The sequence below is a fragment of the Streptomyces sp. WP-1 genome, from assembly GCF_030450125.1.
GTDB classification, from domain to species: Bacteria; Actinomycetota; Actinomycetes; order Streptomycetales; family Streptomycetaceae; genus Streptomyces; species Streptomyces incarnatus.
In genome coordinates this window covers 1,669,143-1,694,038 of record NZ_CP123923.1, presented here as the reverse complement: position 1 = coordinate 1,694,038, position 24,896 = coordinate 1,669,143, and the positions used below count along the sequence as shown (strand labels likewise).

At 71.3% G+C, this 24,896-nt stretch carries 21 protein-coding genes; 11 read left to right on the top strand and 10 right to left on the bottom strand.

The genetic code is table 11. From position 1 onward, the window contains the following. Window positions 1-93: 93 nt before the first annotated feature. From QHG49_RS07175 to QHG49_RS07160, 4 genes are all read left to right on the top strand, one after another. A complete protein-coding gene (locus QHG49_RS07175; RefSeq protein ID WP_145486357.1) occupies window positions 94-936 on the top strand; it encodes a nitrilase-related carbon-nitrogen hydrolase in 843 nt (280 codons plus the stop codon). Window positions 937-1,041: 105 nt separating this feature from the next. Then, complete coding sequence (hydA, locus tag QHG49_RS07170; protein WP_301487927.1) at window positions 1,042-2,445, top strand: dihydropyrimidinase; 1,404 nt, start codon at window positions 1,042-1,044, stop codon at window positions 2,443-2,445. Window positions 2,446-2,456: 11 nt separating this feature from the next. Then, window positions 2,457-3,479, top strand: coding sequence for a TIGR03842 family LLM class F420-dependent oxidoreductase (locus tag QHG49_RS07165; RefSeq protein WP_301487925.1), 1,023 nt, complete (start codon window positions 2,457-2,459; stop codon window positions 3,477-3,479). A gap of 165 nt (window positions 3,480-3,644) precedes the next feature. Further along, window positions 3,645-5,180 carry an NCS1 family nucleobase:cation symporter-1 gene (locus tag QHG49_RS07160; RefSeq protein WP_159706273.1) on the top strand — a complete coding sequence of 512 codons (1,536 nt, stop codon included), beginning with the start codon at window positions 3,645-3,647 and terminating at the stop codon, window positions 5,178-5,180. A gap of 109 nt (window positions 5,181-5,289) precedes the next feature. On the opposite strand, the gene QHG49_RS07155 is transcribed toward QHG49_RS07160, so the two are convergent. The 5 genes from QHG49_RS07155 to QHG49_RS07135 all read right to left on the bottom strand — a co-directional run bounded on the left by QHG49_RS07155 (window position 5,290) and on the right by QHG49_RS07135 (window position 10,072). After that, window positions 5,290-6,000 carry a hypothetical protein gene (locus QHG49_RS07155; RefSeq protein WP_301487922.1) on the bottom strand — a complete coding sequence of 237 codons (711 nt, stop codon included), beginning with the start codon at window positions 5,998-6,000 and terminating at the stop codon, window positions 5,290-5,292. A gap of 112 nt (window positions 6,001-6,112) precedes the next feature. Then, window positions 6,113-7,654, bottom strand: a complete 1,542-nt coding sequence (locus QHG49_RS07150; RefSeq protein ID WP_301486697.1) for a hypothetical protein — start codon at window positions 7,652-7,654, stop codon at window positions 6,113-6,115. Next, window positions 7,651-7,986 carry a helix-turn-helix transcriptional regulator gene (locus QHG49_RS07145; protein ID WP_301486699.1) on the bottom strand — a complete coding sequence of 112 codons (336 nt, stop codon included), beginning with the start codon at window positions 7,984-7,986 and terminating at the stop codon, window positions 7,651-7,653. Before QHG49_RS07145 ends, QHG49_RS07150 begins: the two co-directional genes overlap by 4 nt. Then, window positions 7,983-9,134 (bottom strand): site-specific integrase, encoded by a 1,152-nt coding sequence (locus tag QHG49_RS07140; RefSeq protein ID WP_301486700.1) that lies wholly within the window; start codon window positions 9,132-9,134, stop codon window positions 7,983-7,985. Before QHG49_RS07140 ends, QHG49_RS07145 begins: the two co-directional genes overlap by 4 nt. 353 nt (window positions 9,135-9,487) lie before the next feature. Beyond that, window positions 9,488-10,072 (bottom strand): TetR/AcrR family transcriptional regulator, encoded by a 585-nt coding sequence (locus tag QHG49_RS07135; protein WP_301487920.1) that lies wholly within the window; start codon window positions 10,070-10,072, stop codon window positions 9,488-9,490. Between the two features lie 126 nt (window positions 10,073-10,198). Between QHG49_RS07135 and QHG49_RS07130 the strand changes: the two genes are divergently transcribed. After that, window positions 10,199-11,212, top strand: coding sequence for an NADP-dependent oxidoreductase (locus tag QHG49_RS07130; protein ID WP_301487917.1), 1,014 nt, complete (start codon window positions 10,199-10,201; stop codon window positions 11,210-11,212). Window positions 11,213-11,305: 93 nt separating this feature from the next. Here QHG49_RS07130 and QHG49_RS07125 read toward each other — a convergent pair whose 3' ends face one another. The 5 genes from QHG49_RS07125 to QHG49_RS07105 all read right to left on the bottom strand — a co-directional run bounded on the left by QHG49_RS07125 (window position 11,306) and on the right by QHG49_RS07105 (window position 15,200). Next, window positions 11,306-11,860: a hypothetical protein gene (locus QHG49_RS07125; RefSeq protein WP_201300702.1), complete on the bottom strand. Its 555-nt coding sequence runs from the start codon at window positions 11,858-11,860 to the stop codon at window positions 11,306-11,308. Beyond that, window positions 11,838-13,136, bottom strand: coding sequence for a WXG100 family type VII secretion target (locus QHG49_RS07120; protein ID WP_301487915.1), 1,299 nt, complete (start codon window positions 13,134-13,136; stop codon window positions 11,838-11,840). The genes QHG49_RS07125 and QHG49_RS07120 overlap by 23 nt, the downstream gene beginning before the upstream one ends. Continuing rightward, window positions 13,133-13,438, bottom strand: a complete 306-nt coding sequence (locus QHG49_RS07115) for a DUF6317 family protein (RefSeq protein ID WP_145486350.1) — start codon at window positions 13,436-13,438, stop codon at window positions 13,133-13,135. Before QHG49_RS07115 ends, QHG49_RS07120 begins: the two co-directional genes overlap by 4 nt. Then, window positions 13,435-13,947 carry an SAV_915 family protein gene (locus QHG49_RS07110; RefSeq protein WP_301487913.1) on the bottom strand — a complete coding sequence of 171 codons (513 nt, stop codon included), beginning with the start codon at window positions 13,945-13,947 and terminating at the stop codon, window positions 13,435-13,437. Before QHG49_RS07110 ends, QHG49_RS07115 begins: the two co-directional genes overlap by 4 nt. 188 nt (window positions 13,948-14,135) lie before the next feature. Next, window positions 14,136-15,200 carry a biotin/lipoate A/B protein ligase family protein gene (locus QHG49_RS07105; protein ID WP_159706281.1) on the bottom strand — a complete coding sequence of 355 codons (1,065 nt, stop codon included), beginning with the start codon at window positions 15,198-15,200 and terminating at the stop codon, window positions 14,136-14,138. 224 nt (window positions 15,201-15,424) lie between these two features. Here QHG49_RS07105 and QHG49_RS07100 point away from each other — a divergent pair, with 224 nt between their 5' ends. The 6 genes from QHG49_RS07100 to QHG49_RS07075 all read left to right on the top strand — a co-directional run bounded on the left by QHG49_RS07100 (window position 15,425) and on the right by QHG49_RS07075 (window position 24,778). After that, window positions 15,425-17,947: an ATP-binding protein gene (locus tag QHG49_RS07100; protein ID WP_301487910.1), complete on the top strand. Its 2,523-nt coding sequence runs from the start codon at window positions 15,425-15,427 to the stop codon at window positions 17,945-17,947. Between the two features lie 223 nt (window positions 17,948-18,170). After that, window positions 18,171-20,009 carry an APC family permease gene (locus QHG49_RS07095; protein ID WP_301487907.1) on the top strand — a complete coding sequence of 613 codons (1,839 nt, stop codon included), beginning with the start codon at window positions 18,171-18,173 and terminating at the stop codon, window positions 20,007-20,009. A 251-nt stretch (window positions 20,010-20,260) separates the two neighbouring features. After that, on the top strand, window positions 20,261-20,350 hold the full coding sequence (kdpF, locus tag QHG49_RS07090; RefSeq protein WP_037659531.1) for a K(+)-transporting ATPase subunit F: 90 nt from the start codon (window positions 20,261-20,263) through the stop codon (window positions 20,348-20,350). Between the two features lie 2 nt (window positions 20,351-20,352). Beyond that, window positions 20,353-22,014, top strand: a complete 1,662-nt coding sequence (kdpA, locus tag QHG49_RS07085; protein ID WP_301487896.1) for a potassium-transporting ATPase subunit KdpA — start codon at window positions 20,353-20,355, stop codon at window positions 22,012-22,014. After that, on the top strand, window positions 22,014-24,140 hold the full coding sequence (gene kdpB / locus QHG49_RS07080; RefSeq protein WP_301487894.1) for a potassium-transporting ATPase subunit KdpB: 2,127 nt from the start codon (window positions 22,014-22,016) through the stop codon (window positions 24,138-24,140). Before kdpA ends, kdpB begins: the two co-directional genes overlap by 1 nt. A 5-nt stretch (window positions 24,141-24,145) precedes the next feature. After that, the gene (locus QHG49_RS07075) at window positions 24,146-24,778 is read left to right on the top strand and encodes a potassium-transporting ATPase subunit C (RefSeq protein ID WP_301487891.1); all 633 of its coding nucleotides are present in this window, start codon (window positions 24,146-24,148) and stop codon (window positions 24,776-24,778) included. Window positions 24,779-24,896: the final 118 nt, after the last annotated feature.

Here is a 24,896-nt window from a genome sequence, read left to right as displayed (position 1 = left end):
CACGCGAGACGCCCGGGGACGTGACACGCTGCCCGTCGAAGCCGGCCCGCCCGCTTCCTAGGCTCACCGCACACCCAGCTACCGGAGGTCCCGATGAGCCGAGTGATCCGTGCCGCCCTCTTCCAGACGGCCTGGACCGGCGACAAGGAATCCATGATCCAGGTCCACGAGCAGGCGGTCCGCGACGCGGCCGCGCAGGGGGCCCAAGTCCTGTGCTTCCAGGAGCTGTTTTACGGCCCCTACTTCTGCCAGGTCCAGGACAAGGCGTTCTACGACTACGCCGAGCGGATCCCCGAGGGTCCGACCGTCCAGCGCTTCCAGTCGCTCGCCCGCGCCCTCGGCATCGTACTGATCCTGCCGATGTACGAGGAGGAGCAGCCGGGCGTCCTCTACAACACCGCCGCCGTGATCGACGCGGACGGCAGCTACCTCGGCAAGTACCGCAAGACCCACATCCCCCAAGTGCGGGGATTCTGGGAGAAGTTCTACTTCCGGCCGGGCAACAGCGGCTGGCCCGTCTTCGAGACCGCCGTCGGCAGGGTCGGCGTCTACATCTGCTACGACCGCCACTTCCCCGAGGGCTGGCGGGCGCTCGGCCTCGAAGGCGCCGAGATCGTCTTCAACCCCTCGGCCACCTCCCGGGGTCTGTCCAAGTACCTCTGGCAGCTGGAGCAGCCGGCCGCGGCCGCCGCCAACGAGTACTTCGTCGGCGCGATCAACCGGGTCGGCGTGGAGGACCTGGGCGACAACGACTTCTACGGCACGACCTACTTCGTGGACCCCGAGGCCCAGTACGTCGGCGAGGTCGCGAGCGACAAGGAGACCGAACTGGTCGTCCGCGACCTGGACATGGCCAAACTCCGCGAGGTCCGCGACCGCTGGCAGTTCTACCGCGACCGCGCCCCGGGCGCGTACGGCCCGCTGACGGCGCCGTAGGCGCCGCGTCCCGAAGGGGCGCGGGACGGTACCCGATGTGCGGCTACCGCCGCGTGGGCGCGAGCCACCACAACTCACCCGCAGCCGACCACGAGAGAGGACCAAGTGACCGGCCGAAAAATCATCCGCGGTGGTCTCGTCGTCACCGCATCCGACGAGACCCACGCCGACGTCCTCATCGAGGACGGCCGCATCGCCGCCCTCGCGGCCTCCGGCACCCCCGCCGCCGCCGCGCTCACCGCCGACCTGACCATCGACGCCACCGGGAAATACGTCATCCCCGGCGGCGTCGACGGCCACACCCACATGGAGATGCCCTTCGGCGGCACCTACGCCTCCGACACCTTCGAGACCGGCACCCGCGCCGCAGCCTGGGGCGGCACGACCACCATCGTGGACTTCGCCATCCAGAGCGTCGGCCGCACCCTGCGCGAGGGCCTGGACGCCTGGCACCAGAAGGCCGAGGGCAACTGCGCGATCGACTACGCCTTCCACATGATCGTCTCCGATGTGAACGAGGAGACGCTCAAGGAGATGGACCTGCTGATCGAGGAGGGCGTGACCTCCTTCAAGCAGTTCATGGCCTACCCCGGGGTGTTCTACTCCGACGACGGCCAGATCCTGCGCGCCATGCAGCGCGCCGCCGGCAACGGCGGCCTGATCATGATGCACGCCGAGAACGGCATCGCCATCGACGTCCTGGTCGAACAGGCCCTCGCCCGCGGCGAGACCGACCCGCGCCACCACGGCGAGGTCCGCAAGGCCCTGCTGGAGGCCGAGGCCACGCACCGCGCCATCCGGCTCGCCCAGGTCGCGGGCGCGCCGCTGTACGTCGTCCACGTCTCGGCCGCCGAGGCGCTCGCCGAGCTGACGCGGGCCCGCGACGACGGGCTGAACGTGTTCGGCGAGACCTGCCCGCAGTACCTGTTCCTGTCCACCGACAACCTCGCCGAGCCCGATTTCGAGGGCGCCAAGTACGTGTGCTCCACGCCCCTGCGGCCCAGGGAGCACCAGGCGGCGCTCTGGCGGGGGCTGCGCACCAACGACCTCCAGGTGGTCTCCACCGACCACTGCCCGTTCTGCTTCAGCGGGCAGAAGGAGCTGGGCCGCGGCGACTTCTCCAGGATCCCCAACGGAATGCCGGGCGTGGAGAACCGCATGGACCTCCTCCACCAGGCCGTGGTCAACGGGCACATCTCGCGGCACCGCTGGATCGAGATCGCCTGCGCCACCCCGGCGCGGATGTTCGGCCTGTACCCGAAGAAGGGCACCATCGCCCCGGGCGCCGACGCCGACGTGGTGATCTACGACCCGCACGCGGAGCAGGTGATCTCCGCCGAGACACACCACATGAACGTCGACTACTCGGCCTACGAGGGCAGGCGGATCACCGGCCGGGTGGAGACGGTCCTCTCGCGCGGCGAGACCGTCATCGACCGGCGGGAGTACACCGGGCACGCCGGACACGGCGTCTACACCCCGCGCTCCACCTGTCAGTACCTCACCTAGGAGCAGTGCCCATGGACTTCGGACTCGTCCTCCAGACCGACCCGCCGGCCTCCCGCGTCATCGACCTCATGCGGCGCGCCGAGCACAACGGCTTCAGCCACGGCTGGACCTTCGACTCCGCCGTGCTGTGGCAGGAGCCGTTCGTGATCTACAGCCAGATCCTGGCGCGGACCGAGCGGCTGACGGTCGGGCCGATGGTCACCAACCCGTCCACCCGCACCCCGGAGGTCACCGCCTCCACCTTCGCCACCCTCAACGACATGTTCGGCAACCGCACCGTGTGCGGCATCGGCCGCGGCGACTCCGCGATGCGCGTCGCGGGCCGCAGGCCCAACACCCTCGCCCGGATAAGCGAGGCCATCAAGGTGATCCGCGCCCTCGGCCGGGGCGACGCCGCCGACCTCGGCGGCGGCGCGGTCGTCAAGTTCCCCTGGGTCCGCCCCGGCGCTCAACTCCCCGTCTGGATGGCCGCGTACGGCCCCAGGGCGCTGAAGATGACCGGCGAGGAGGCCGACGGCTTCATCCTCCAGCTGGCCGACCTCTACCTCACCGAGTACATGGTGAAGGCCGTCAAGGACGCGGCGCAGGCGGCCGGCCGCGACCCCGCCGAGGTCAGCATCTGCGTGGCGGCACCGGCGTACGTCACCGCCGACGACTCGCCCGAGGCCCTCGCCCACGCCCGCGACCAGTGCCGCTGGTTCGGCGGCATGGTCGGCAACCACGTCGCCGACCTGGTCTCCAAGTACGGCGCGCACTCCGCTCAGGTCCCGGAGGAACTCACCGAGTACATCAAGTCCCGGCAGGGCTACGACTACGCCCACCACGGGCGCAGCGGCAACCCCGACACCGAGTTCGTGCCCGACGAGATCGTGGACCGCTTCTGTCTCATCGGCCCGCCCGAGCGGCACATCGAGAAGCTGACCGCGCTGCGTGCCCTGGGCGTCGACCAGTTCGCGCTGTACGACATGCACGACGCGCAGGAGGCCACCATCGACGCCTACGGCACCCAGGTGATCCCCGCCGTCAACTCCTAGCCCCACCCGTCCCCTTCACCGTCCCACCCGGCTCCTCCTCCCGGTCCCCTCGGGGGTCCGCCCCAACCCCCCACCCCTGGTCACCCCTCCCCGCCTCCCCGCGGGGAGGGGCTGGTGCCCGCACGGCCTCCGCCGACCCGTCCCGTTCCCGATTGGGGCCCGCCCATGACCGACACCGCTCCCACGCACATACCACCCTCGGCCCAAGTCACCCTCGCCGACGGCCGGGTGGAGCTCGCCCCCGGCGCTCCGCGGCCCAGCGGCCGCTACGCCAACGAGGACCTGCTGCCGGTCCCGGCCGGCCGGCGCACCTGGACGACGTACAACTTCTCCGCGCTGTGGGTCGGCATGGCCCACAACACCGCCTCCTGGACACTGGCCTCCGGCCTGATCGCCGTCGGCATGGACTGGAAGCAGGCGGTGTTCACCATCGCCGTCGCCAACCTGGTCGTCCTGGTGCCGATGCTGCTGACCGGGCACGCCGGACCGAAGTACGGCATCCCCTTCCCGGTCTTCGCCCGCGCCTCCTTCGGGGTGCGCGGCGCCAACCTCCCCGCCGTCGTACGGGCGTTGGTGGCCTGCGGCTGGTTCGGCATCCAGACCTGGATCGGCGGCGAGGCCATCTACTTCCTCGCCGGGAAACTGATCGGCGGCAGCTGGTCGAACGCGGCGCACCTCGGCGGCCACGCCTGGACCATGTGGCTGTCGTTCGCCCTCTTCTGGGCCCTCCAGGTCGCCATCATCCACCGGGGGATGGAGACCATCCGCCGCTTCGAGAACTGGGCCGCGCCCTTCGTCCTGGTCGGCGCGTTCGTGATGCTGTGGTGGATGGCGTCCAAGGCGGGCGGGGTCGGCCCGCTGTTCGACCAGCCGGCCACGCTCGGCTGGGGCGGCGGGTTCTGGAAGCTGTTCTGGCCGTCCCTGATGGGCATGATCGGCTTCTGGTCCACGCTGTCCCTGAACATCCCGGACTTCACCCGCTACGGCCGCAGCCAGAAGGCCCAGACCTGGGGCCAGGCGCTCGGCCTGCCCACCACGATGACCCTGTTCGCGTTCCTGTCCGTGCTGGTCACCTCCGGTTCGCAGGCCGTCTACGGCAAGCCCGTCTGGGACCCGGTACAGCTGGCCGCGAAGACGGACAACGTGGTCGGTCTGCTCTACGCCCTCGTCACGGTCCTGGTGGCGACCCTCTCGGTGAACATCGCCGCCAACCTGGTCTCCCCGGCCTTCGACTTCTCCAACGTGGCGCCCAGCAAGGTGAGTTTCCGCACCGGCGCGCTGATCACCGCCGTCCTCGCCGTGCTGATCTTCCCGTGGAAGCTGTACTCCGACCCGCAGGGCTACATCTTCACCTGGCTCGGACTGGTCGGCGGGCTGCTCGGCACGGTCGCCGGCATCCTCGTCGCCGACTACTGGATCGTGCGCCGCACCCGGCTGGACCTCGCCGACCTCTACCGCGCCGGCGGCCGGTACTGGTACGCGGGCGGCTGGAACTGGCGGGCGGTCCTCGCCTTCGTCGTGGGCGGCGTCCTCGCGATCGGCGGCGCGAGCCTCAAACCGCTGTACGACGGCCGCCCGATCCCGGCCCTCGCCCCGCTCGCCGACTACGGCTGGGCCGTCGGCCTCGGCACCTCGCTGGTGCTCTACCTGGCGCTGACCCTGCCGACCGGGCGGAAGGAGGGGGCGGTGGCGGCCGGTTGAGCGAGGGTCCGTCCGTCGGCCAGCCCTCGGACGGCCCCTGCGGGCACGTGGTGGTCGCAGAGGTGCAGCGCGGTGGCCGCGGCGGCTCACCGACCCGGCGGCAGGACGATCACCCGGAACCTGACCCGGACCCGGACTCTGACCCGGCTCCGGGCTGCCCGCCGCCGAGCGCTCCGACCGCCGCCCGCGCCACCTTGATGGCGCCCTTGTTGATCTCGTCCGTCCCCGGCGCCTTCTTGGTGTCGAAGTCGCTGCCGCTGTACGTCACCACGACCAGCGCGTTGGAGACGCGCACGATCACCACGCCCTCGCGGGTCTGCTGCTTGTCGTCGGTGGACAGGCCGACCACGGAGTACGCGCCGTCCCCGAGCCCCGGCACGGCCCCGCCGCCGCTCTTCCGGCTCACCTGCTGCTGGTACTCCTGCTTCGCCTCGTCCGCGGAGCCGCTGATCTCGTAGGAGACGTCGAGCCAGCGGTAGTCGTAACCGTGCAGGGCGTTCCAGGAGCAGGTGCGGCGCAGCTTCGGGTCGGTCGAGGGGATCTCCTTGCCGGCCGGCTTCGCCCCGGGCACCAGGTCGCCGACGACCGAGGCGGACACGGCGGAGCAGGGCGAGGAGGCGGTGGAGTACGACTTCGCGGCGGCCGAGGCGGAGGGCGCGGCGGACGACGACGGCTGGTCGGACGCGCTCGCCCCGGATCGGTGCCCGGTGGACGCCTGGGGCGCGGCGGGGGTGGTGGACAGCGCCCACCCGGCACAGGCGAGGACCACGACCGGGGTCAGCCGGGCGGTGAGGGCGAGCGGCAGAGGCAGAGAACGCACGGCGCACATCTCGTGAGAGGGGGGACGGGGACGACAGTGTCACACGACTGCCTGTGCGACGGAAGCGTGAACCCACTGGGCGTCGGGGTCCGATACTGGTAGGGGCTCGTATTCAACTGTCGCCAGTTTCTCGTGGGACCCAGCCTGCTGGTGACTTTGCGTGATCTCCGGTGGCGTATCGGCTCCAGGTCCCGCCGGTCTCCTTGAGGAGGCGGGTGGTGGTCTTGTCGTGGTAGCCGAGAGCGTCTGCGACGACGGGGGCGGGCATTTCCAGGAGTTGTTGCCGGATGGCGGCGCCGCGGGCTGCTGCCACTGGGACACCGATCTCGTTGAGGAGTGCGGACAGGTGGTCGGGGCGGAAGGGCTGGCCCGCACCGCGGCCGGGGAACAGCCAGGGGGACGCCTGGTTGGTGGCGGTGTTCATGTGGTCGCGGTCGGCGATGTAGTCCCGCAGCAGGGAGGCGGCCGGCTCGGGGACGGGTGAGGCCGGTTCCCCGAGCCGGAGCAGGACTGCGTCTCCGTCGTGGATCACGTCGTCGACGGTGAGCCGGACGATCCGGGTGAGGGGCTGGGCATAGAGAAGCACGATGACGCCGGCGACGCGGAGGTTCGTCGGCGTGTCCGGATCGGTCAACAGTCGACCGAGGGCGTCCAGGCGTTCGTCTTCGCTCAGCGCGGCTCGCCGGGTGGTCTTCATCGCGGGTAGCGAGAGCGAGCGTCGGCAGTGGCGGCTCTGCATGGCCCAGTTGAGGAAGGCCCGAAGGCAGTTGCGGCCGTGCTCGCTGTTCTCGGCCCACCAGGCGTCGACGTCGGTCTGGCCACAGGTGGCGAGGGTGGTGTTCCGATCGCCGAGCCACTGGAGGAAGGCGGTCGCGTGCTTGATCTGCTCGGCGGCGAAGCGGCGGATGCTGGGTGTGATGTGGCCGCGGTCGGCTCGTGCCCGCAGTCGAGGAAGGACGCGCCAGGTCGCGAAGAGCCTGATCGTCTTCGCGTGCTCGGGGTTGGCGATATCGGCCAGATGACCGGGCAGCCAGCGCTGGAACGAGCAGATGTACTTGTCGACGGCGGGTAGGACCCCACTCGCCATCAGCAGTTCTTCCAGGTGAGCGCCCGACCGCCAGGGCTGGAGTTCGTGGAAGGCGTCGTGGGTCAGCGGGATCTGGCCGAGGCCGAGCTGCCGGAGCCGCTCGGAGGCGTTTCCCGGTTGGTCGCGGCGCATGGCCAGCCAGGCCAGCCCGCTGCTGGGCTTATCCATCGCCACCAGCAGGTCGAACAGCGGTGTCAGTTCCGGGCGGACGCGGCCAGTGCCGTCGTCCAGCAGAGCGGTGAGCCGGTCGGCGAGCGTGCAGCGTTCGCAGAGCCGCCCGCCCAGGAGCTTGCCTTCGAAGCCGCAGCGTGAACAGTCGAAGGTCTGGGAGAAACCTGCGCAGGTCGTGCAGATCGCGGCGCCGTCGCCGGGACGGAGACCGGGAAGCGCCCGGTCCTGGCCGCATCCGGGGCAGGTGCCCCGTGTCCGAACCGCGCGGTCCGAACAGGTCCGGCAGACGTAGCCGTCCGGCCAGGTGCCGGCCTTGTGCTTGCGGCGTCCGCAGCGGCAGCACTCCGCCAGGAACCAGCGTTCGTACTGCTCGTCGGTGGCATAGGTCCGACTCATGCGTCGGGCAGGATGCGGGCCGCGCGGGGCCGCAGCTTGGCGACGTTCGCGGACAGGGCCGGAAGGTCGCCGGTGGCGGTCTTGCGGACCCCGGCGTTCTCGGCGGTGGTGGCCACCAGGTCGGCCGGGGTGCAGGTGAGGATGTCGCAGAGTGCGGCCATGACCTGCAACGACAGCCGTTCCGGGGTCCCGGAGACCAGACGGTGGACCTGCGAGGCGGACAGGTCGATCCCGCGTTCACGCAGCAGCGGGACCAGCTCGGTGGCCGTGAAGATCTGATGTTGGGCCATCACCTCGCGCAGCCGCCAGGTGTAGCCGACCTTGCGCTTCATGCGTTCCTCCCGCTTCGGGTCTGAAGGGCCGCAGCGATGGTGTCGTCCAGGTGCCGGCGCAGGGTCCGGGTGCGGAAGTCCGACGAGACACAGGTGTAGATGGAGGTGGTGCTGGCGTGCTCGTGACCGACCTGTTCCTGGACGAAGCGGGGGTCCCACCCGTCCTCGATCAGGTGGGTGACGTAGGACCTCCGCAGCGAGTGGAAGTCCAGTCCGTCGTCCAGGCCCAGGGCCTCGCGGTATGCCTTGAAACGGGAGTTGATCCGCTGGCAGCCGATCCGCAGGCCCCGTTCGGACGGCCACGCTGCCGGGTTGCCGTCGGTCCCGAAGTGAGGGCGGACCTCGGTGAACCACTCGTCCAGGACGTCCGGGGTCCAGTCGAACACGGTCAGCACTCCGCGGCGCTTGGGCGGCGAGCCCTTCTTCGCCTTGCCGAACCTCACCTGGCAGCGGCCGAACTCGCCGAACTCGGCCCCGTGGGGGTTCCGGCCGAAGTCGGCGGCATCGAGCATCCGCGTTTCGTTGCGCCGTGTCCCGTAGGCGTAGGCGGTCTTGAACACGGTGGCGTCGCGGAACGCGGGCAGCCAGCCCTTGCGGCCCAGCGAGCGGATGCGGGCGACCTCGTCGTCGCAGTGGGCGAAGAAGGCGTGCAGCTCAGCCTTGGTGAACGCCCGCTTCTTCGGGTCGGACTCATTGTCCTGGACGTGCACCGCGGTGTTCCACTCGTGCACCACCTGAACCGGGTGGGTGCCGAAGCGCTCCTCGCAGGTCGCGGTCCACTCATAGAGGGGGTCGGTCACGAAGTGGCAGAAGGACCGGACGGCCTCCGAGTACGAACGGATCGTCGAACGCTTCAGATCGCGCAGCGAGCGCAGATCCCCGAGCCACTCGTCGACCATCGCCGGCGTCCAGTTCCACGGGTAGGTGTTCACGTACGCGGTGAACGCCTTCACCGCGTTCTCCCGGCCCTCCACGGTCGTGCGGGCCAGATTCCGCGCCAGCTGCTGATTGGCGAACCCCGTCAGCATCGCCGTGAAGACCTGTTCCTCCGGCCGCAGCAGCGCGACCCCGTCCACCAGATGCAGCCTTGCCGCACCCGGTATCGACCCGTTGAACCCCACCGATTCACCACTCTCCGCGACTCGCATCTGATGCGAGGAAATCGCATCCTATGCGAGTCGCCAGAAAACCCGCAGGTCAGCCCCCTGGATGGGTGGCGGCAAGGCTGTGTCTGCCGCTACTGTCACCGGTAGCTCAAGCGCCCAACGCCACGAATCCGCAGCGCGGTTGGCGCCCCCCTTCAGGGCGATTCGCACGCTGTCGCCAATTCGCATCTGATGCAATTGGCGGCGGTTGGAACATCCGTGCCGGATCGTGCGCCAAGCGTTCGTCGGCCCTGGTGGGCGGTCCCGGCAGCCGCCTCGTCCCGTGAACGGCGCCGGTGATCCGGGCGGAGCCCTCTGCCGTCATGGCGCCGGACCTGCCGGCGATGAAGCCGGCTTCACTGTCCGCCGGGGGCGCCCGTTCCCCGGTCGCCGTCCGCGCGCGTCAGTACGGCGCTGGTGACCAGGTCGAAGAGGTGGCTGGCGCGGGGTGCGAGAGTGGGTTGATCGCCGACCCACGCGAGCATGGCTATCAGGGCGAAGAGGTCATCGCCGTCGATGTCGTTCCGGGCCGCGCCTGTGGCCTGAGCCCGGGTGAGGAGCCGGGCACCGGCCGCGCGCAAGGTGACGCACGAGGCGTGCAGGGCGGATTCGGGGTCCTCGATGGCTGCCGCCATCAGAACGGTCACCCCTCGGTACTCGGTTGTCCAGGCGACGCAGTCGCGCACCCATGAGACGAGAGCGTCCTCGGCCGTGTGCGTTGTCTCAAGCTCGCTCGCTCTGGTCGTCAGGTCGGCGAAGCTCGCGTGGAGCAGGCCCTCCAGGAGCGCCTCGCGCGTCGGGAAGTGCCGCAGCAGCGTCGCGAGGCCGACGTCGGCTCTGCGCGCGAGGTCGCGCATCGACACGTCGATGCCCTGCTCGGCCACGACGGGACCCGCCACGGCGAGCAGATGGTCACGGTTTCTCCGCGCGTCGACTCGCATCGGTCTCCTCACGGTCTCCTCACTTGACCAAACGGTTCACTGATCCATATATTCGGATCGGTGAACCGTTTATGTGGTCCACTGATCCGGATAAGCGTATACCGTGCCGTAGGCAGGAGAAACACGATGCCGACCCGCATGATGAAAGCGATCCGGCTGCACGAGTTCGGCGGCCCCGAGGTGCTGCGCCACGAGGAGGTGGCGGTTCCCGAACCGGCCGCGGGCGAGGTACTCGTCCGCGTGCGGGCGGTCGGTCTCAATCCGCCCGACTGGTACGTCCGCGAGGGCATGCCCGGCATCCCTCCTGAGTTCAGGCCCCCGTTCGACCTGCCCCTGATCCCGGGGACCGACATCTCGGGTGTCGTGGAAGCCGTCGCCGCCGATGTTTCCGGCTTCACGGCCGGGGACGAGGTGATGGGGCTGCTGCGCTTTCCCGCCCTGATGCAGAGCGGCGCGTACGCCGAGTACGTCACCGCACCCGCCTCCGACCTCGCGCCCAAGCCGGCCGCCGTGGACCACACACACGCTGCCGCACTGCCCATGTCGGGGCTGACGGCGTGGCAGTACCTGATCGACGTCGGGCACGATCACCGGTCCCCGTTCCAGGAGGCGAGGCACCGCCCCGTGGCGCTGGGCAGCGACACCACGGTGCTCATCAACGGAGCCGGCGGCGGCGTCGGCCACCTCGCCCTGCAACTGGCCAAGTGGAAGGGGGCCCGCGTCATCGCCGTGGCCTCCGGCACCCACGCGACCTTCCTTCACGGCCTCGGCGCCGACGAGTACATCGACTACACCAAGCAGCGCCCCGAGGACGTCGTCCGCGACGTGGACCTCGTTCTGGACGCCGTCGGGGGCGCCGGCAGCCGACGCTTCCTGCCCACTCTCAAGCGCGGCGGCGCACTGTACCCGGTGTACTTCGGAGAGTTCGACGACGAGGAGAACGCGAGGCTGGGCATCACCGTATCCGGCACGCAGGTACGGGCGAACGGCGCTCAGCTCGCGGAACTGGGACGCCTGATGGACGCGGGCAGGATCCGCGTCGCCATCGACAGCACGTTCGCGCTCGCGGACGCCCGGGCAGCACACAAGCGCGCCGCCCAGGGACACATCCAGGGCAAGATCGTGCTCACGGTCCCTTAAGGCCGGCCGGCGGGCCGGGGAGCCGGCCCGGCGCCCCTCAGCACACGATCTGACACGGATGTCCTCGGCCCCCCTGCCCACGCGATCACGGACTCACCCTCGGGACGTACCGCCCCGCCCCTTTTGCGCCTCCAGCCAGCGACGGGCGCCGACCTCGCTCGGTGATTCGCGCACGGCGAGGAGCGCGGCCATCGCGCCGACGCACCACGCGACGATCGGCGGCAGGACCGGCGCGGCGAGCAGCAACGGGATGAGACCCGCCCGGGACCAGTACACGGCACGCCGCGACTCGGTCCGTCTGACCGCGCGGACCGCGTGGGGTGTCGGCGGATCCTGCAACTGCCTGCGCAGTTTCCGCCGTTGGCTGACCCACCCCCAGACGATGGTCGCGCACGAAGCGACGATCTGCGCGATGTCCCAGGCCCGCCGCGCATCGTGCGGAAGACAGGTGCGCGGGGCACCCGAGTACAGCACGAGCGCGATGTAGCAGAAGAACGCCAACACGACCAGGAGGAACAGGGCATTGACCGTACGGCGCAGCCAGTAGCGCGGCCCCCGTGCGTACCAGGTGGTGCCGAGCCCCGGCAGCTCGGGGATCCGGGCGGGTACCGAGGAGGCCGCGGCCTCAGAAGATGCTCTTGATGCCATGCCACACATCGTCTTTCAGTCGAACGAAGTCGTCGCCGGTCTTGGACAGCACGTGCCCCGACCCTGTCAGCACACCGCCGACCACACCGTGGTCGTGGATGTCCTCGCTCCAGTGCTCATGGAAGGAGTGGTCGATGATGCCGGTCGCGCCGATCACCACGGCACCGCCGACCCCCGCCACCACCGCGACGGGCACATCGACGGGCGCCGCCGCGACCAGGCCCGCGGTGATGGCCGTACCGGCCGCGAGGCCCGCGATGTTGGCGCCCCCGTCCACCGCGATCGACTTCTGCCACGACCACCCCTTGTCATGGTCGTCGGACGCCTCCAGCAGACCGCACGCGCCGGCTGCGGCCACGTCCAGCACCGGGATCTCCTTCAGGAAGTCCGGCACCGCCTCCAGGCTCTTGCCCGCGCGCAGCAGATCCGCCGCGTCGGCCAGCTTCACGTTCAGCGCACGGTCGTACGGCAGCTTGGTGCTGCCGTTCTCGGCGCGCGCGATCGCGTCCTCCAGGTCGTCCACCTTGGTGAGCGCGTCCTTGTACGCGCCCTTGGCGGGCAGGTCCTTGGGCAGCGCCTTGCCCGCCTTCTGGTACGCCTTGCGCTCGGCGCGCAGCTCCTTCTTGGCGTCCTGCGCCGCCTGCTTGGCGTCGTCCAGCTTGGAGCGGGCCGCCTCACCGCCGGCGCGGGCGTCCTCGGCGTCGTACGCGTACAGGCCGCGCAGATAGTCCGCGATGGTGACCTTGTCGCCGGTGGCCACCGAACTGTCCTTCGACGTCACCTGGTCGTACAGATCCGACAGCTGCCGCGCCGCTTCGAGGCGCGCGTGCTGGGCGGTGTGCAGGATCCGGTCGCGCACCTTCGCGTAGTCGTTCATCGCGGAGATGGTCTTCTGGTCGTCCGCGCTCGGCGGGTTCGCCGTCATGATCGGCTGCGGCGCGCCCTTGGCGTCGCAGACCACACCCTTGCCGGACGCCGTGTGCTCGGCGTTCTGGAGGGAGGTCTCACAGGTGTTCAGCGCGTCGGCGAGGGTGCCCAGGATGGTGCCCGCCTGGTGCACCAGCTCGGCGAACCCGCCGGCCGTGATCTCGTCCTCGCTCCACTTGCCGCGGAACGTCTCGGCCGCCTCGCCCTTCCAGCTCGCGTCGCCCGCCAGCTTCTCCACCGCGGTGCTCAGCGGCTTGACCACGCCGTCGAGCTTGTCCTTGGCGTTCTTGTACGTGGTGGCCATCGTGTGCAGCCCGCCGATGTCGCCGCCCACCCAGCTGTCGCTCATCCGTCCAGCCCGTCCGTCAGGTCCTCGAAGAGACCATGGATGTCCACGTCGTGCCGGTGGAAGGAGTCGCGCGCGTACGCGGCCTTGTCGCCGTGGTCGTCCATGCGGTCGGCGAGCACGGTGTGCAGGCCGATGATGAGGTCCGCGACCTCCTTGATGGCGGCGTCCAGCGCCGGATCACCGCCGCTGACGACGGCCGGGGAGACGTCCGGGGCGAGCTTGCGGTAGTCGCCCGCCTGGTCGTGGAAGGCCTTGGCCAGGCCGGTGAGGTCGTCGTAGACGACCTTGAAGTCGGCCGTCACCGGCGCACCTCCCGTGCGAGGGCGGCCAGGTCCTCGGGCCGCCAGTTGGGTTCCCCGGGCGTGACGCGCGGATCGAGCAGGACCAGCACGCCCCGCCCGTCCATCTCCTCGGCCAGCGGACCGAGCGAACCGGCCACCCACGGCTGCGCCTCGCCGAGCGCCGCCGCCAGCTTCGCCGGGGAGGTGAAGGCGAACGCGACCGTGCCCTGCGTGGGGTGTTCGAAGAGTTCCACCATGATGAACGGCACCCGGGCCGGGCGGCCCCCGCTGCCGGTCCCGGCGACCGAGCGCGGATGCGCGGGCACGCACACCGGCGTGTGGTAAGGCGGCACACCCGGCCGGGGACCGGGGCGGCCGTCGGCGGCGGGCGGCGGGGGAGGGGCGGACTCGGCGAGGTCCAGCAGGGCCGAACGACGCGGTCGCGGCCCGTCCTGCGCGGGCTCTCCCCCCGGCGGTCCGGGTTCCGGCTCCACGAAATCGAGCAGGCGTGAACGTATCGGCGCCGTCACCGCCGTCACCTCTTCCCCGTGGTCGTGCGTGGCCGATTCAGGCCCGACCACGGTAGCCAGCGGACGGCGGGGCAAATCCGGCTATGTCAGGGCCATGGCCTCGACATGCACGGAACTCATACAGGGGCTTGGGCCGGACATGGGCATGCCTTGACCTTGTCCTGAACCGTGTCCCCGCGCGCGGACGATCACGGCACCCGCGCGGTCCACTCCCCGGTCGTGAACTTCGTCCGCGCCAGTTCCCGGGCCCGCGCCAGCTCCTCGTCGGTGACCTTGCCCGGCGCGAGGCCGTAGCGCCCGCGGAAGGAGTCGATCATGCGGTCGATGACGGCCTCACGGGCAAGACCGGTCTGCCGGCGCAGCGGATCCACCCGCTTCTTCGCGCTCCGCGTCCCCTTGTCCGACAGCTTCTCCCGGCCGATGCGCAGCACTTCGGTCATCTTGTCGGCATCGATGTCGTACGACATGGTCACATGGTGCAGCACCGCGCCGGGACCGCCGCCGGGGCCCACGACCCGCTTCTGCGCGGCGCCCGCGATCTTGCCCTGGTCGGTGGCGATGTCGTTCAGCGGCTGGTACCAGGCGCGGATGCCCATGTCGCCGAGCGCGGCGAGCACCCAGTCGTCCAGATAGGCGTAGCTGTCCTGGAAGGACAGGCCGTGCACCAGGGACTCGGGCACCGACAGGGAGTACGTGATGGTGTTGCCGGGCTCCACGAACATCGCGCCGCCGCCGGAGATCCGCCGCACCACCTCGATGCCGTGGCGTGCGGCGCCGTCCGGATCCACCTCGTTGCGCAGCGACTGGAAGCTGCCGATGATCACCGCGGGGGCGCCCCACTCCCACACCCGCAGCGTCGGCGGGCGCCGGCCCGCGGCCACCTCGGCGGTCAGCACCTCGTCCAGGGCCATGTGCAGCGCCGGGGCCTGGGGGCCCTCGTGGATCAACTGCCAGTCGTAGTCCGTCCAGTCGGTGGCGTGCGCCAGCGCCCGGCGCACCGCGATCGCGATGCCCTCCGCCGTCAGCCCGTACATCACCGTGCCCGCGGGCAGCGCCGCCTCGATCCGCGCGGCGAGCCCGGCCGCGTCGGTGCCCGCGGGGGCGCCCTCCAGCGCGCCGTTCACCGCGTCCAGCGCCTCGTCCGGCTCCAGGAAGAAATCGCCCGCCACCCGGACGTCGCGCAGCACGCCGCCGTCCGTCTCCACATCCACGACGACCAGCTTGCCGCCGGGCACCTTGTACTCTCCGTGCACCGCCTGGGCCCTCCGTTTCCCTCAGCGTGATCAACGCGCGGCCTCCCCGAGGTGTTCCCCGGGGGCCGCCCCGCCCAGGCTCCGTCAAAACGGCGCCAAGATACCGGGGCGCGCCGCCAAGGAAGCGCCAACGGCCGCATCGCCGCCGCGCCCGGCCGCTTCCTTGGGAGGAGGAACCTTCCCGTGCGGGGAGTCGGATCAGTGAGCGGAGCGCGTCGGCGGCGATGAGTGGCGTACGGACCGGACGACTGAAGGTCTACCTCGGCGCGGCCCCCGGGGTCGGCAAGACCTACCGGATGCTCGACGAGGGGCGGCGGCGCGCCGCCCGTGGCGCGGACGTGGTGGTCGGCTTCGCCGAGTGCCACGGCCGGCCGCGCACCGAGGCGATGCTCGACGGCCTGGAACGCGTCCCCCGCGCCGTCTGCTCCCACCGGGGCGGCCGGTTCGAGGAGATGGACCTGGGCGCGGTCCTGGCGCGGCGCCCGCGGGTGGCGATCGTGGACGAGTGCGCGCACAGCAACGTCCCCGGCGAGGGCCGCAACGCCAAGCGCTGGCAGGACATCGAGATCCTGCTGGCCGCCGGGATCGACGTCGTCACCGCGCTCGACATCCGGCACCTGGAGTCCCTCAACGACGTGGTCGAGAAGATCACCGGCGTCCCGCAGCACGAGACCGTGCCCGACGAGGTGGTGCGCCGGGCCTGGCAGATCGAACTGGTCGACATGCCGCCCGAGGGGCTGCGCCGCCGGATGGCGCACGGCAACATCTACGCCCCCGAGGCCGTCGACGCCGCGCTCGCCAGCTACTTCCGCCCCGGCAACCTGACGGCGCTGCGCCAGCTGGCCCTGCTGTGGGTGGCCGACCGGGTGGACGAGGCGCTCCAGGAGTACCGCCTGCGGCACGGCATCGGCCGGGTCTGGGAGACCCGGGAACGGGTCGTCGTCGCGCTGACCGGCGGCCCCGAGGGCGACACGCTGGTACGACGGGCCGCCCGCATCGCCGACCGGTCCGCGGGCGGCGATCTGCTCGCCGTGCACGTGGCCCGCAGCGACGGCCTCGCCGCCGGTGTCTCGCACGCCTCGCTGGCCCGGCAGCGGCGGCTGGTCGAGGACCTCGGCGGCAGCTACCACTCGGTCGTCGGCGACGATGTGGCCGCCACCCTGGTCGAGTTCGCCCGCGCCGAGAACGCCACCCAGCTGGTCCTGGGCACCAGCAGACGGGGCCGGCTCGTGCGCTTCCTCACCGGACCCGGCACCGGGGAGACCGTCACCGCCCTCTCCGGTGACATCGACGTGCACCGCGTCACCCACGAGCGGGCCGGGCGCGGCACCCTGCTGCCGTCCCGGCGGCGCACCCTGTCCCCGGCCCGGCTGATCGCGGGACCGGTGGCCGGGCTGGTGCTGCCGGTGCTGCTCACCGCCGTCCTCGCCCAGCTGCGCGGCCCCCTCAACCTCACCAGCGAGGCACTGCTGTTCCTGCTCACGGTGGTGGGCGTGGCCTGCATAGGCGGGGTCGTCTCGGCGGTGATCGCGTCGGTGACGGCGTCCCTGCTGCTCAACTACTGGTTCATCCCGCCCGTCGGCTCGTTCACGCTCGCCGGACCGAACGCCCTCGTGGCGCTCGCGGTGTTCGTGGTCGTCGCGGCCGTGGTGGCCGCCGTCGTGGACCGCTCCCTGCGCCTGTCCCGGCGCTCGGCGCGGGCGACGGCCGAGGCGGAGACCATGTCCTCGCTCGCGGGCAGCATCGTGCGCGGCGAGGCGACCATCCCGGCGCTCCTGGAACGGACCCGGGAGACGTTCGGCATGGACCGCGCGGACCTCCTGGACGAGCCGCCGGACGAGCCCGGGGTGACCGCCGTGCCCGCGGGCCCCGGCGCCTGTCTCGCCCTGCGCGGCCGGGCCCTGTCCTCCTCCGAACGCCGGGTGCTCGCCGCGTTCGCCGCGCACGTCGGCTCGGCCGTGGAGCGCGCCCGGCTGGCCCAGGCGGCGGCCGAGGTGGAACCGGTGCGGGCCGCGGACCGGCTGCGCACCGCGCTGCTGCGGGCCGTCGGCCACGATCTGCGCACCCCGCTGGCCGCGGGCTGGGCCGCCGTCACCTCCCTGCGCGGCCGCGACGTCGCCTTCTCCGCCGAGGACCGCGAGGAACTCCTCGCCACCGCCGACGAGTCCATGGCCAAGCTCAACCGCCTGGTGGAGAACCTCCTCGACCTCAGCCGCCTGGAGGCCGGGGCGCTCACCCTGAACCTGCGGGAGACGTCCCTGGAGGAGGTGCTGCCGATCGTCCTGGCCGACGAACCCGGGGCCGAGGCGGCGGACCTGGAGGGGATCCCGCCGGTGCTCGCCGACCCGCCGCTGCTGGAACGCGTGCTGGCGAACCTGGTCGGCAACGCCGCCCGGTACTCACCCGCCGGGAAGAAGGTGCTGATCACGGCCAGCGCGCTGGCCGGACGGGTGGAACTACGGGTGATCGACCGGGGCCCCGGCCTCCCCGCCGACGGCCGCGAGCGGCTCTTCGAGCCCTTCCAGCGGCTCGGCGACACCGACAACACCACCGGCCTCGGTCTCGGCCTCGCCCTGGCCCGGGGCCTGACGGAGGCGATGAACGGCACGCTCGACCCGGAGGACACGCCCGGCGGCGGACTCACGATGGTGGTCTCGCTGCCGTCCGGGGAGCGGGCCGAGGGCGGCGGGTGCGCGGAGCACCCCTCGCCCTCCGGACCGGCCGCACCCCTCGCCGGAGGCACCTGACGGGCACATCGACCGAGACCCGCACCCACCCGGCCCCCAGGATCTGATCGCCCTGTGACCGGCTCGCCCCCGCGGCGGCCCGTCAACGTCCCGTCAAAACAGGCAGGCCGGGCGCGAAGAAGGCGACAGGACAGGTCGGCGGGGGCGGGGGAGAGGGCAGAGGCTGGGTGCCTCCGCGCGCCCCGGTCCCGGCGCGCGGCCGAACGATGAGGAGCACGCGCCCATGTCCGTCCTGACCACCGCGCCGGATGCCGTCCCCGCCGGCGAGGAACCGCCGGATACCGGCGAGCGGCACCGGCTGACCGCCGTCACGGGCCTCGCGGCACTGTCGCTGGACGCGATGGCGTCCGTGGCGTACGGCCCCGAGGCGATCGTCCTGGTCCTGGCCGGCGCCGGCGCGCGCGGCCTCGGCTTCACGATGCCGGTGACGCTCGCCATCGCGGCCCTGCTGGCGGTGCTGGTCGCCTCCTACCGGCAGGTCATCGCCGCCTTCCCGGACGGCGGCGGCTCCTACGCCGTGGCCCGGGCACACCTCGGCGTCCGCACCAGCCTGGTGGCCGCCGCCTCCCTCGTCCTGGACTACGTCCTCAACGTCGCCGTCGCCGTCACCGCGGGCGTCGCCGCCCTGACGTCCGCCTTCCCCGGCCTGTACGGCCACCGGCTCTGGATCTGCCTCGCGGTGCTCGTCCTGATCACGGGCGTCAATCTGCGCGGCATCGTGGAGTCGGCGCGGGCGTTCATCGTGCCGACCGCCGTGTTCGTCGGCTCGGTCTTCGTCCTGATCGCCGTCGGGCTGTTCCGCTCCCACCCGGTGAGCACGGCGGCAGCGGCCGGGCACGCCTCGGTCGTCGCGGACAACGCCACCACCGTGGGCGCGCTGCTCCTGCTGAAGGCCTTCGCCTCCGGCTGCGCCGCCCTGACCGGCGTGGAGGCCATCGCCAACGCCGTGCCCTCCTTCCGGGTGCCCCGCACACGCCGCGCCCAGCGGGCCGAGATCGCCCTCGGCGCCGTACTCGGCCTGATGCTGATCGGACTGTCCGTGCTGATCGGCCGGTTCCACCTCCAGCCGGTCCAGGGCGTCACCGTCCTCGCCCAGCTCGCGGACGCCGCCCTCGGCCACAACGCGGCGTTCTACGTCATCCAGTTCGCCACCATGATCCTGCTGGCCCTCTCCGCCAACACCTCCTTCGGCGGGCTGCCGGTGCTGCTGAAGCTGCTCGCCCGCGACGACCACGCCCCGCACGTCTTCGCCCTGAAGGCCGACCGCCAGGTGCACCGGCACGGCGTCCTGGCGCTGGCCGTGGTGTCGGCCGCGCTGCTGGTGTTCTCCGGCGGCGACACCAACACCCTGGTCCCGATGTTCGCCATCGGCGTCTTCGTCGGTTTCACCATCGCCCAGGTCGGCATGGTCCGGCACTGGCGCGCGAGGCGGGGCCGCGGATGGCGCGGCAAGGCGCTGCTGAACGGCTGCGGCGCGCTGCTCACCGGCGTGGCCGCGGTCGTCGTCACCGCGAGCAAGTTCACCGAGGGCGCCTGGCTGATCGTTCTCGCGCTGCCCGCCCTGGTCGCCGCCTTCGAGGCCGTGCACCGCGCCTACGGCCGGATCGACGAGCGCCTCGGGCTCGGCCTGCTCCCGTGCGCACCGCACCGCGAGCGCTCCCTGGTGATCGTGCCCGTCTCCTCGCTGTCCCGGCTCACCTCGGAGGCGCTGACGGCGGCGGCCTCCCTCGGCGACGAGGTCCGGGCGGTGAGCGTGTGCCATCCCGACCCCGAGGACCGGGTGCGGGCCCGCGCCTTCGAACGCTCCTGGCGGGACTGGGACCCCGGCGTCGAACTGGTGTGCCTGGCCCCCGAGCGGCACGGCCTGGGCCGCCCGATCGCCGCGTACGTCCGTGCCGTGGCCGCCGCCGAGCCCGGCACCCGGGTGACCGTGCTGATCCCGGAGGCCGAGCCGGAGCGGCTGTGGCAGCGGCTCCTCCAGAACCAGCGGGGCGCGGTCGTGGCGCACGCGGTACGGCGCGAGACGGACGCGGTGATCTGCCGGCTGCGCTTCCGGCTGTGAACCGGCCACCCGCGCCACGGGCCTACCGGCCAGTACGGACCACGCCCGTAAGAGACCCGTCAAAGGCGAAGGGGCCGCCGTAAGAGGGGCGTCAACGACGACCGGAACCGGCCACAGAGGCGTTTTCCTCTAACCGTCCGCTTCTTTCGCACCTCATTCCAGGAGTTCACGATGGCCGATCTGGCCTTCGTCGTCACCACGGTCGTGTCGTTCGCGCTGGTGGCTCTCGTCGCCAAGGGGGTGACGAAGCTGTGACCGCCGAGAACATCGTCGGCCTGATCGTGGCCGTCGCCCTGCTGGGCTATCTCGTCCTCGCCCTGATCTTCCCGGAGAGGTTCTGACGGTGAGCCCCGTACTCGCAGGCTTCCTGCAACTGCTCGCCCTCATAGGCGTGCTGGCACTCGTGTACCTCCCGTTCGGCGGCTACATGGCCCGGGTCTACACCTCCCCCCGGCACCTGCGGGCGGAGAGGTGGATCTACCGGGGCATCGGGGCGAACCCGGACGCCGAGATGACCTGGCCCGCTTATCTGCGCGGGGTCCTCGCCTTCTCGGCCGTGAGCGTCCTGTTCCTCTACCTGCTCCAGCGGTTCCAGGGGATGCTGCCCGGCTCGCTGGGCTTCGCCTCGGTCGGCCCGGCGCAGTCGTTCAACACGGCCGTGTCGTTCGTGACCAACACCAACTGGCAGTCGTACTACGGCGAGCAGACGATGGGGCACGTGGTGCAGACCGCCGGTCTGGCCGTGCAGAACTTCGTCTCCGCCGCGGTCGGCATGGCGGTGGCGGTCGCCCTGGTGCGCGGCTTCGCCCGCTCCCGCACCGGTGAACTCGGCAACTTCTGGGCCGACCTGGTGCGCGGCACCGTACGGATCCTGCTGCCGGTCGCCGCCGTCGCCGCCGTACTCCTGGTGGCCGCGGGCGCGATCCAGAACTTCTCCGGCATCCATGAGGTCGGCCAGTTCATGGGCGGCTCCCAGCAGTGGAACGGCGGCGCGGTCGCCTCCCAGGAGGCCATCAAGGAGCTGGGCACCAACGGCGGCGGCTACTTCAACGCCAACTCCGCCCACCCCTTCGAGAACCCCACCGCCCTCACCAACCTCCTGGAGATCTTCCTGATCCTGGTCGTCCCGTTCTGCCTGACCCGCACCTTCGGGGTGATGGTCGGCTCGGTGAAGCAGGGCTACGCGATCCTCGCCACGATGGCCACCATCTGGGTGGGCTTCACCCTGCTGATGATGGCGGCGGAGTTCGCCCATCACGGCCCGGCGCTCCAGGCGGCGGGCGGCGCGATGGAGGGCAAGGAGACCCGCTTCGGCGTCGCCGGTTCCTCGATCTTCTCGGTGGCGACGACGCTCACCTCCACCGGCGCGGTGGACTCCTTCCACTCCTCCTTCACCGGCCTCGGCGGCGGCATCACCATGCTCGGCATGATGCTGGGCGAGATCGCCCCCGGCGGTGTCGGCTCCGGCCTGTACGGCATGCTGATCATGGCCGTGATCGCGGTGTTCATCGCCGGTCTGATGGTCGGCCGCACCCCCGAGTACCTGGGCAAGAAGATCGGCGGCCGCGAGATGAAGCTCGCCGCCTGCTACATCCTCGTCACCCCGACGCTGGTGCTGGTGTTCACCGCCGCCTCGATGGCGCTGCCGACCCCGCCGCACTCGATGCTCAACCCGGGCGCGCACGGCTTCTCCGAGGTGCTGTACGCCTTCACCTCCGCGTCGAACAACAACGGCTCGGCCTTCGCCGGTCTGAACGCCAACACCGACTGGTTCAACACCATGACCGGGCTCGCGATGCTGTTCGGCCGCTTCCTGCCGATGGTGTTCGTGCTCGCGCTCGCCGGCTCCCTCGCCGGGCAGCGCCCGGTGCCGGTCACCACGGGCACCCTGCGCACCGACAAGCCGCTGTTCACCGGCCTGCTGGTCGGCGCGATCCTGATCGTCACCGGTCTCACGTACTTCCCGGCGCTCGCGCTGGGCCCGCTCGCCGAAGGACTGGCGTGATGACGACCCGCACCCCATCCCACGAGGACACGATGTCCGCTCCCACCCTCGCGCCCCACCAGGACGCGCCCACCGGCCGCAAGGCCGACGAGGGCCGCGTCGGAGCGGGCCTGTTCGACCCCAAGCAGTTGCTCAAGTCCCTGCCCGAGGCGATGCGCAAGCTCGACCCCCGGGTGATGGTGAAGTCGCCCGTGATGTTCGTGGTGTGGGTCGGCTCGGTCCTCACCACCGCGTTCTCCTTCAAGGACCCCGGCGACTGGTTCGGCTGGACCATCAGCGCCTGGCTGTGGCTGACGGTGATCTTCGCCAACCTGGCGGAGGCCGTCGCCGAGGGCCGCGGCAAGGCCCAGGCCGACACGCTGCGCAAGGCCAAGACCGACACCGTCGCCCGCCGGCTGGTGAACGGCGCCGAGGAGCAGGTCCCCGGCACCGCGCTGACCATCGGCGACCTGGTGGTGTGCGAGGCCGGCGACATCATCCCCGGTGACGGCGATGTCGTCGAGGGCGTCGCCTCGGTGGACGAGTCGGCGATCACCGGCGAGTCCGCCCCGGTCATCCGCGAGTCCGGCGGCGACCGCAGCGCCGTCACCGGCGGCACGAAGGTGCTCTCCGACCGCGTCGTCGTCCAGATCACGACGAAGCCCGGCGAGACCTTCATCGACCGGATGATCGGCCTGGTCGAGGGCGCGGCCCGGCAGAAGACCCCCAACGAGATCGCGCTCAACATCCTGCTGGCCTCGCTGACCGTCGTCTTCCTGCTGGCCTGCGCCACCCTGCCGCCGTTCGCCGACTACGCGGGCACCCACCTGACCATGGTGGTGCTGGTGGCCCTGCTGGTCTGCCTGATCCCGACCACCATCGGCGCGCTGCTGTCCGCGATCGGCATCGCCGGCATGGACCGTCTCGTGCAGCGCAATGTGCTCGCCATGTCGGGCCGTGCGGTCGAGGCCGCCGGTGACGTCTCCACCCTGCTGCTGGACAAGACCGGCACCATCACCCTCGGCAACCGCCGGGCCGCCGAGTTCGTGCCGGTGCGCGGGACGACCGAGGCCGAGGTCGCCGACGCGGCCCAGCTGTCCTCGCTCGCGGACGAGACCCCCGAGGGCCGTTCCGTCGTCGTCCTCGCCAAGGAGCGCTACGGACTGCGTGAACGCCACCAGGGCGAGCTGACCGGAGCCGAGTGGATCGCCTTCACCGCGCAGAGCCGGATGTCCGGCGTCGACATGGACGGCCGCCGGATCCGTAAGGGCGCCACCGCCTCCGTCATCACCTGGGTGACCGAACGGGGCGGCGGAGTCGGCCCGGACGCGCAGGAGTTGACCGACCGGATAGCCGCAGCGGGCGGCACCCCGCTGCTCGTCGCGGTGCAGGACGAGCGCGGCGCCCGCGTCCTCGGTGTCATCCACCTCAAGGACGTCGTCAAGGAGGGCATGCGCGAACGGTTCGAGGAACTGCGCCGCATGGGCATCAGGACCGTGATGATCACCGGCGACAACCCGCTGACCGCGAAGGCGATCGCCGAGGAGGCGGGCGTCGACGACTTCCTCGCCGAGGCCACCCCCGAGGACAAGATGGCCCTCATCAAACGGGAGCAGGCCGGCGGCAAACTGGTCGCGATGACCGGTGACGGCACCAATGACGCGCCCGCGCTCGCGCAGGCCGACGTCGGCGTCGCGATGAACACCGGCACGTCGGCCGCCAAGGAGGCCGGCAACATGGTCGACCTCGACTCCGACCCGACCAAGCTGATCGAGATCGTCGAGATCGGCAAGCAACTCCTCATCACCCGGGGCGCGTTGACGACGTTCTCCATCGCCAACGACGTGGCGAAGTACTTCGCGATCATCCCGGCGCTGTTCGCGGCCGTCTACCCGGGCCTGGACAAGCTGAACATCATGCGGCTGTCCTCGCCGGACTCCGCGATCCTGTCCGCCGTCGTCTTCAACGCGCTGATCATCATCGCGCTGGTGCCGCTGTCCCTGAAGGGCGTGCGGTACCGGCCGATGAGCGCGGACAGGATGCTCCGCCGCAACCTCGGCCTCTACGGCATCGGCGGCCTGATCGCCCCCTTCATCGGGATCAAGTTCATCGACCTGCTCATCTCCCTCATCCCCGGAATCGGCTGATCGCCATGAACAACTCCGTCACGAACACCGCCCGGTTGCTCTGGGCGGGCCTGCGGGCCCTGCTGGTGCTGACCCTGGTGACCGGCGTGGTCTACCCGCTGGCCGTCACCGGTGTCGCCCAGGCGCTGTTCCCCGGCAGGGCGAACGGCTCCGAGATCACCTCGCACGGCAAGGCCGTCGGCTCCTCCCTCATCGGCCAGCAGGGCTACGGCCTGAAGTACTTCCAGCCCCGGCCCGCCGCCGGCCTCGGCACCAACTCCGTCAACACGCGGTACAAGCTGATCCTTTCCGGGGCGACCAACCTGGCGGCCGACAACCCCAAACTCGTCAAGGCCGTCGAGGACGCCCGGGCGAAGGTCGTCAAGGACAACTCCGTGCCCGGCTACACCGTCCGGCCCGCCCAGGTCCCGGCGGACGCGGTCACCTCCTCCGGCTCCGGCCTCGACCCGGCCATCTCCCCGGCGTACGCCGAGCTACAGGTGCACCGGGTCGCCGAGCGCAACGGCCTGTCCGTCGCGCGGGTCGAGCGGCTGGTGAAGGAGCACACCCAGGGCCGCGCCCTCGGCTTCGTGGGCGAGCCGCAGGTCAACGTCCTCGAACTCAACATCGCGCTGCGGGACCTCGCCGCGGGGCGGTGACGGCCCGGACCCACCCGCGCACGGGAGCCGGCGCCCCGGGAGACACCCCGGCTGCGCCGGCTCCCGCGGCTCCCCTTACGCCCCACGCCCTACGCCCCACGCCCTACGCCCTACGCCC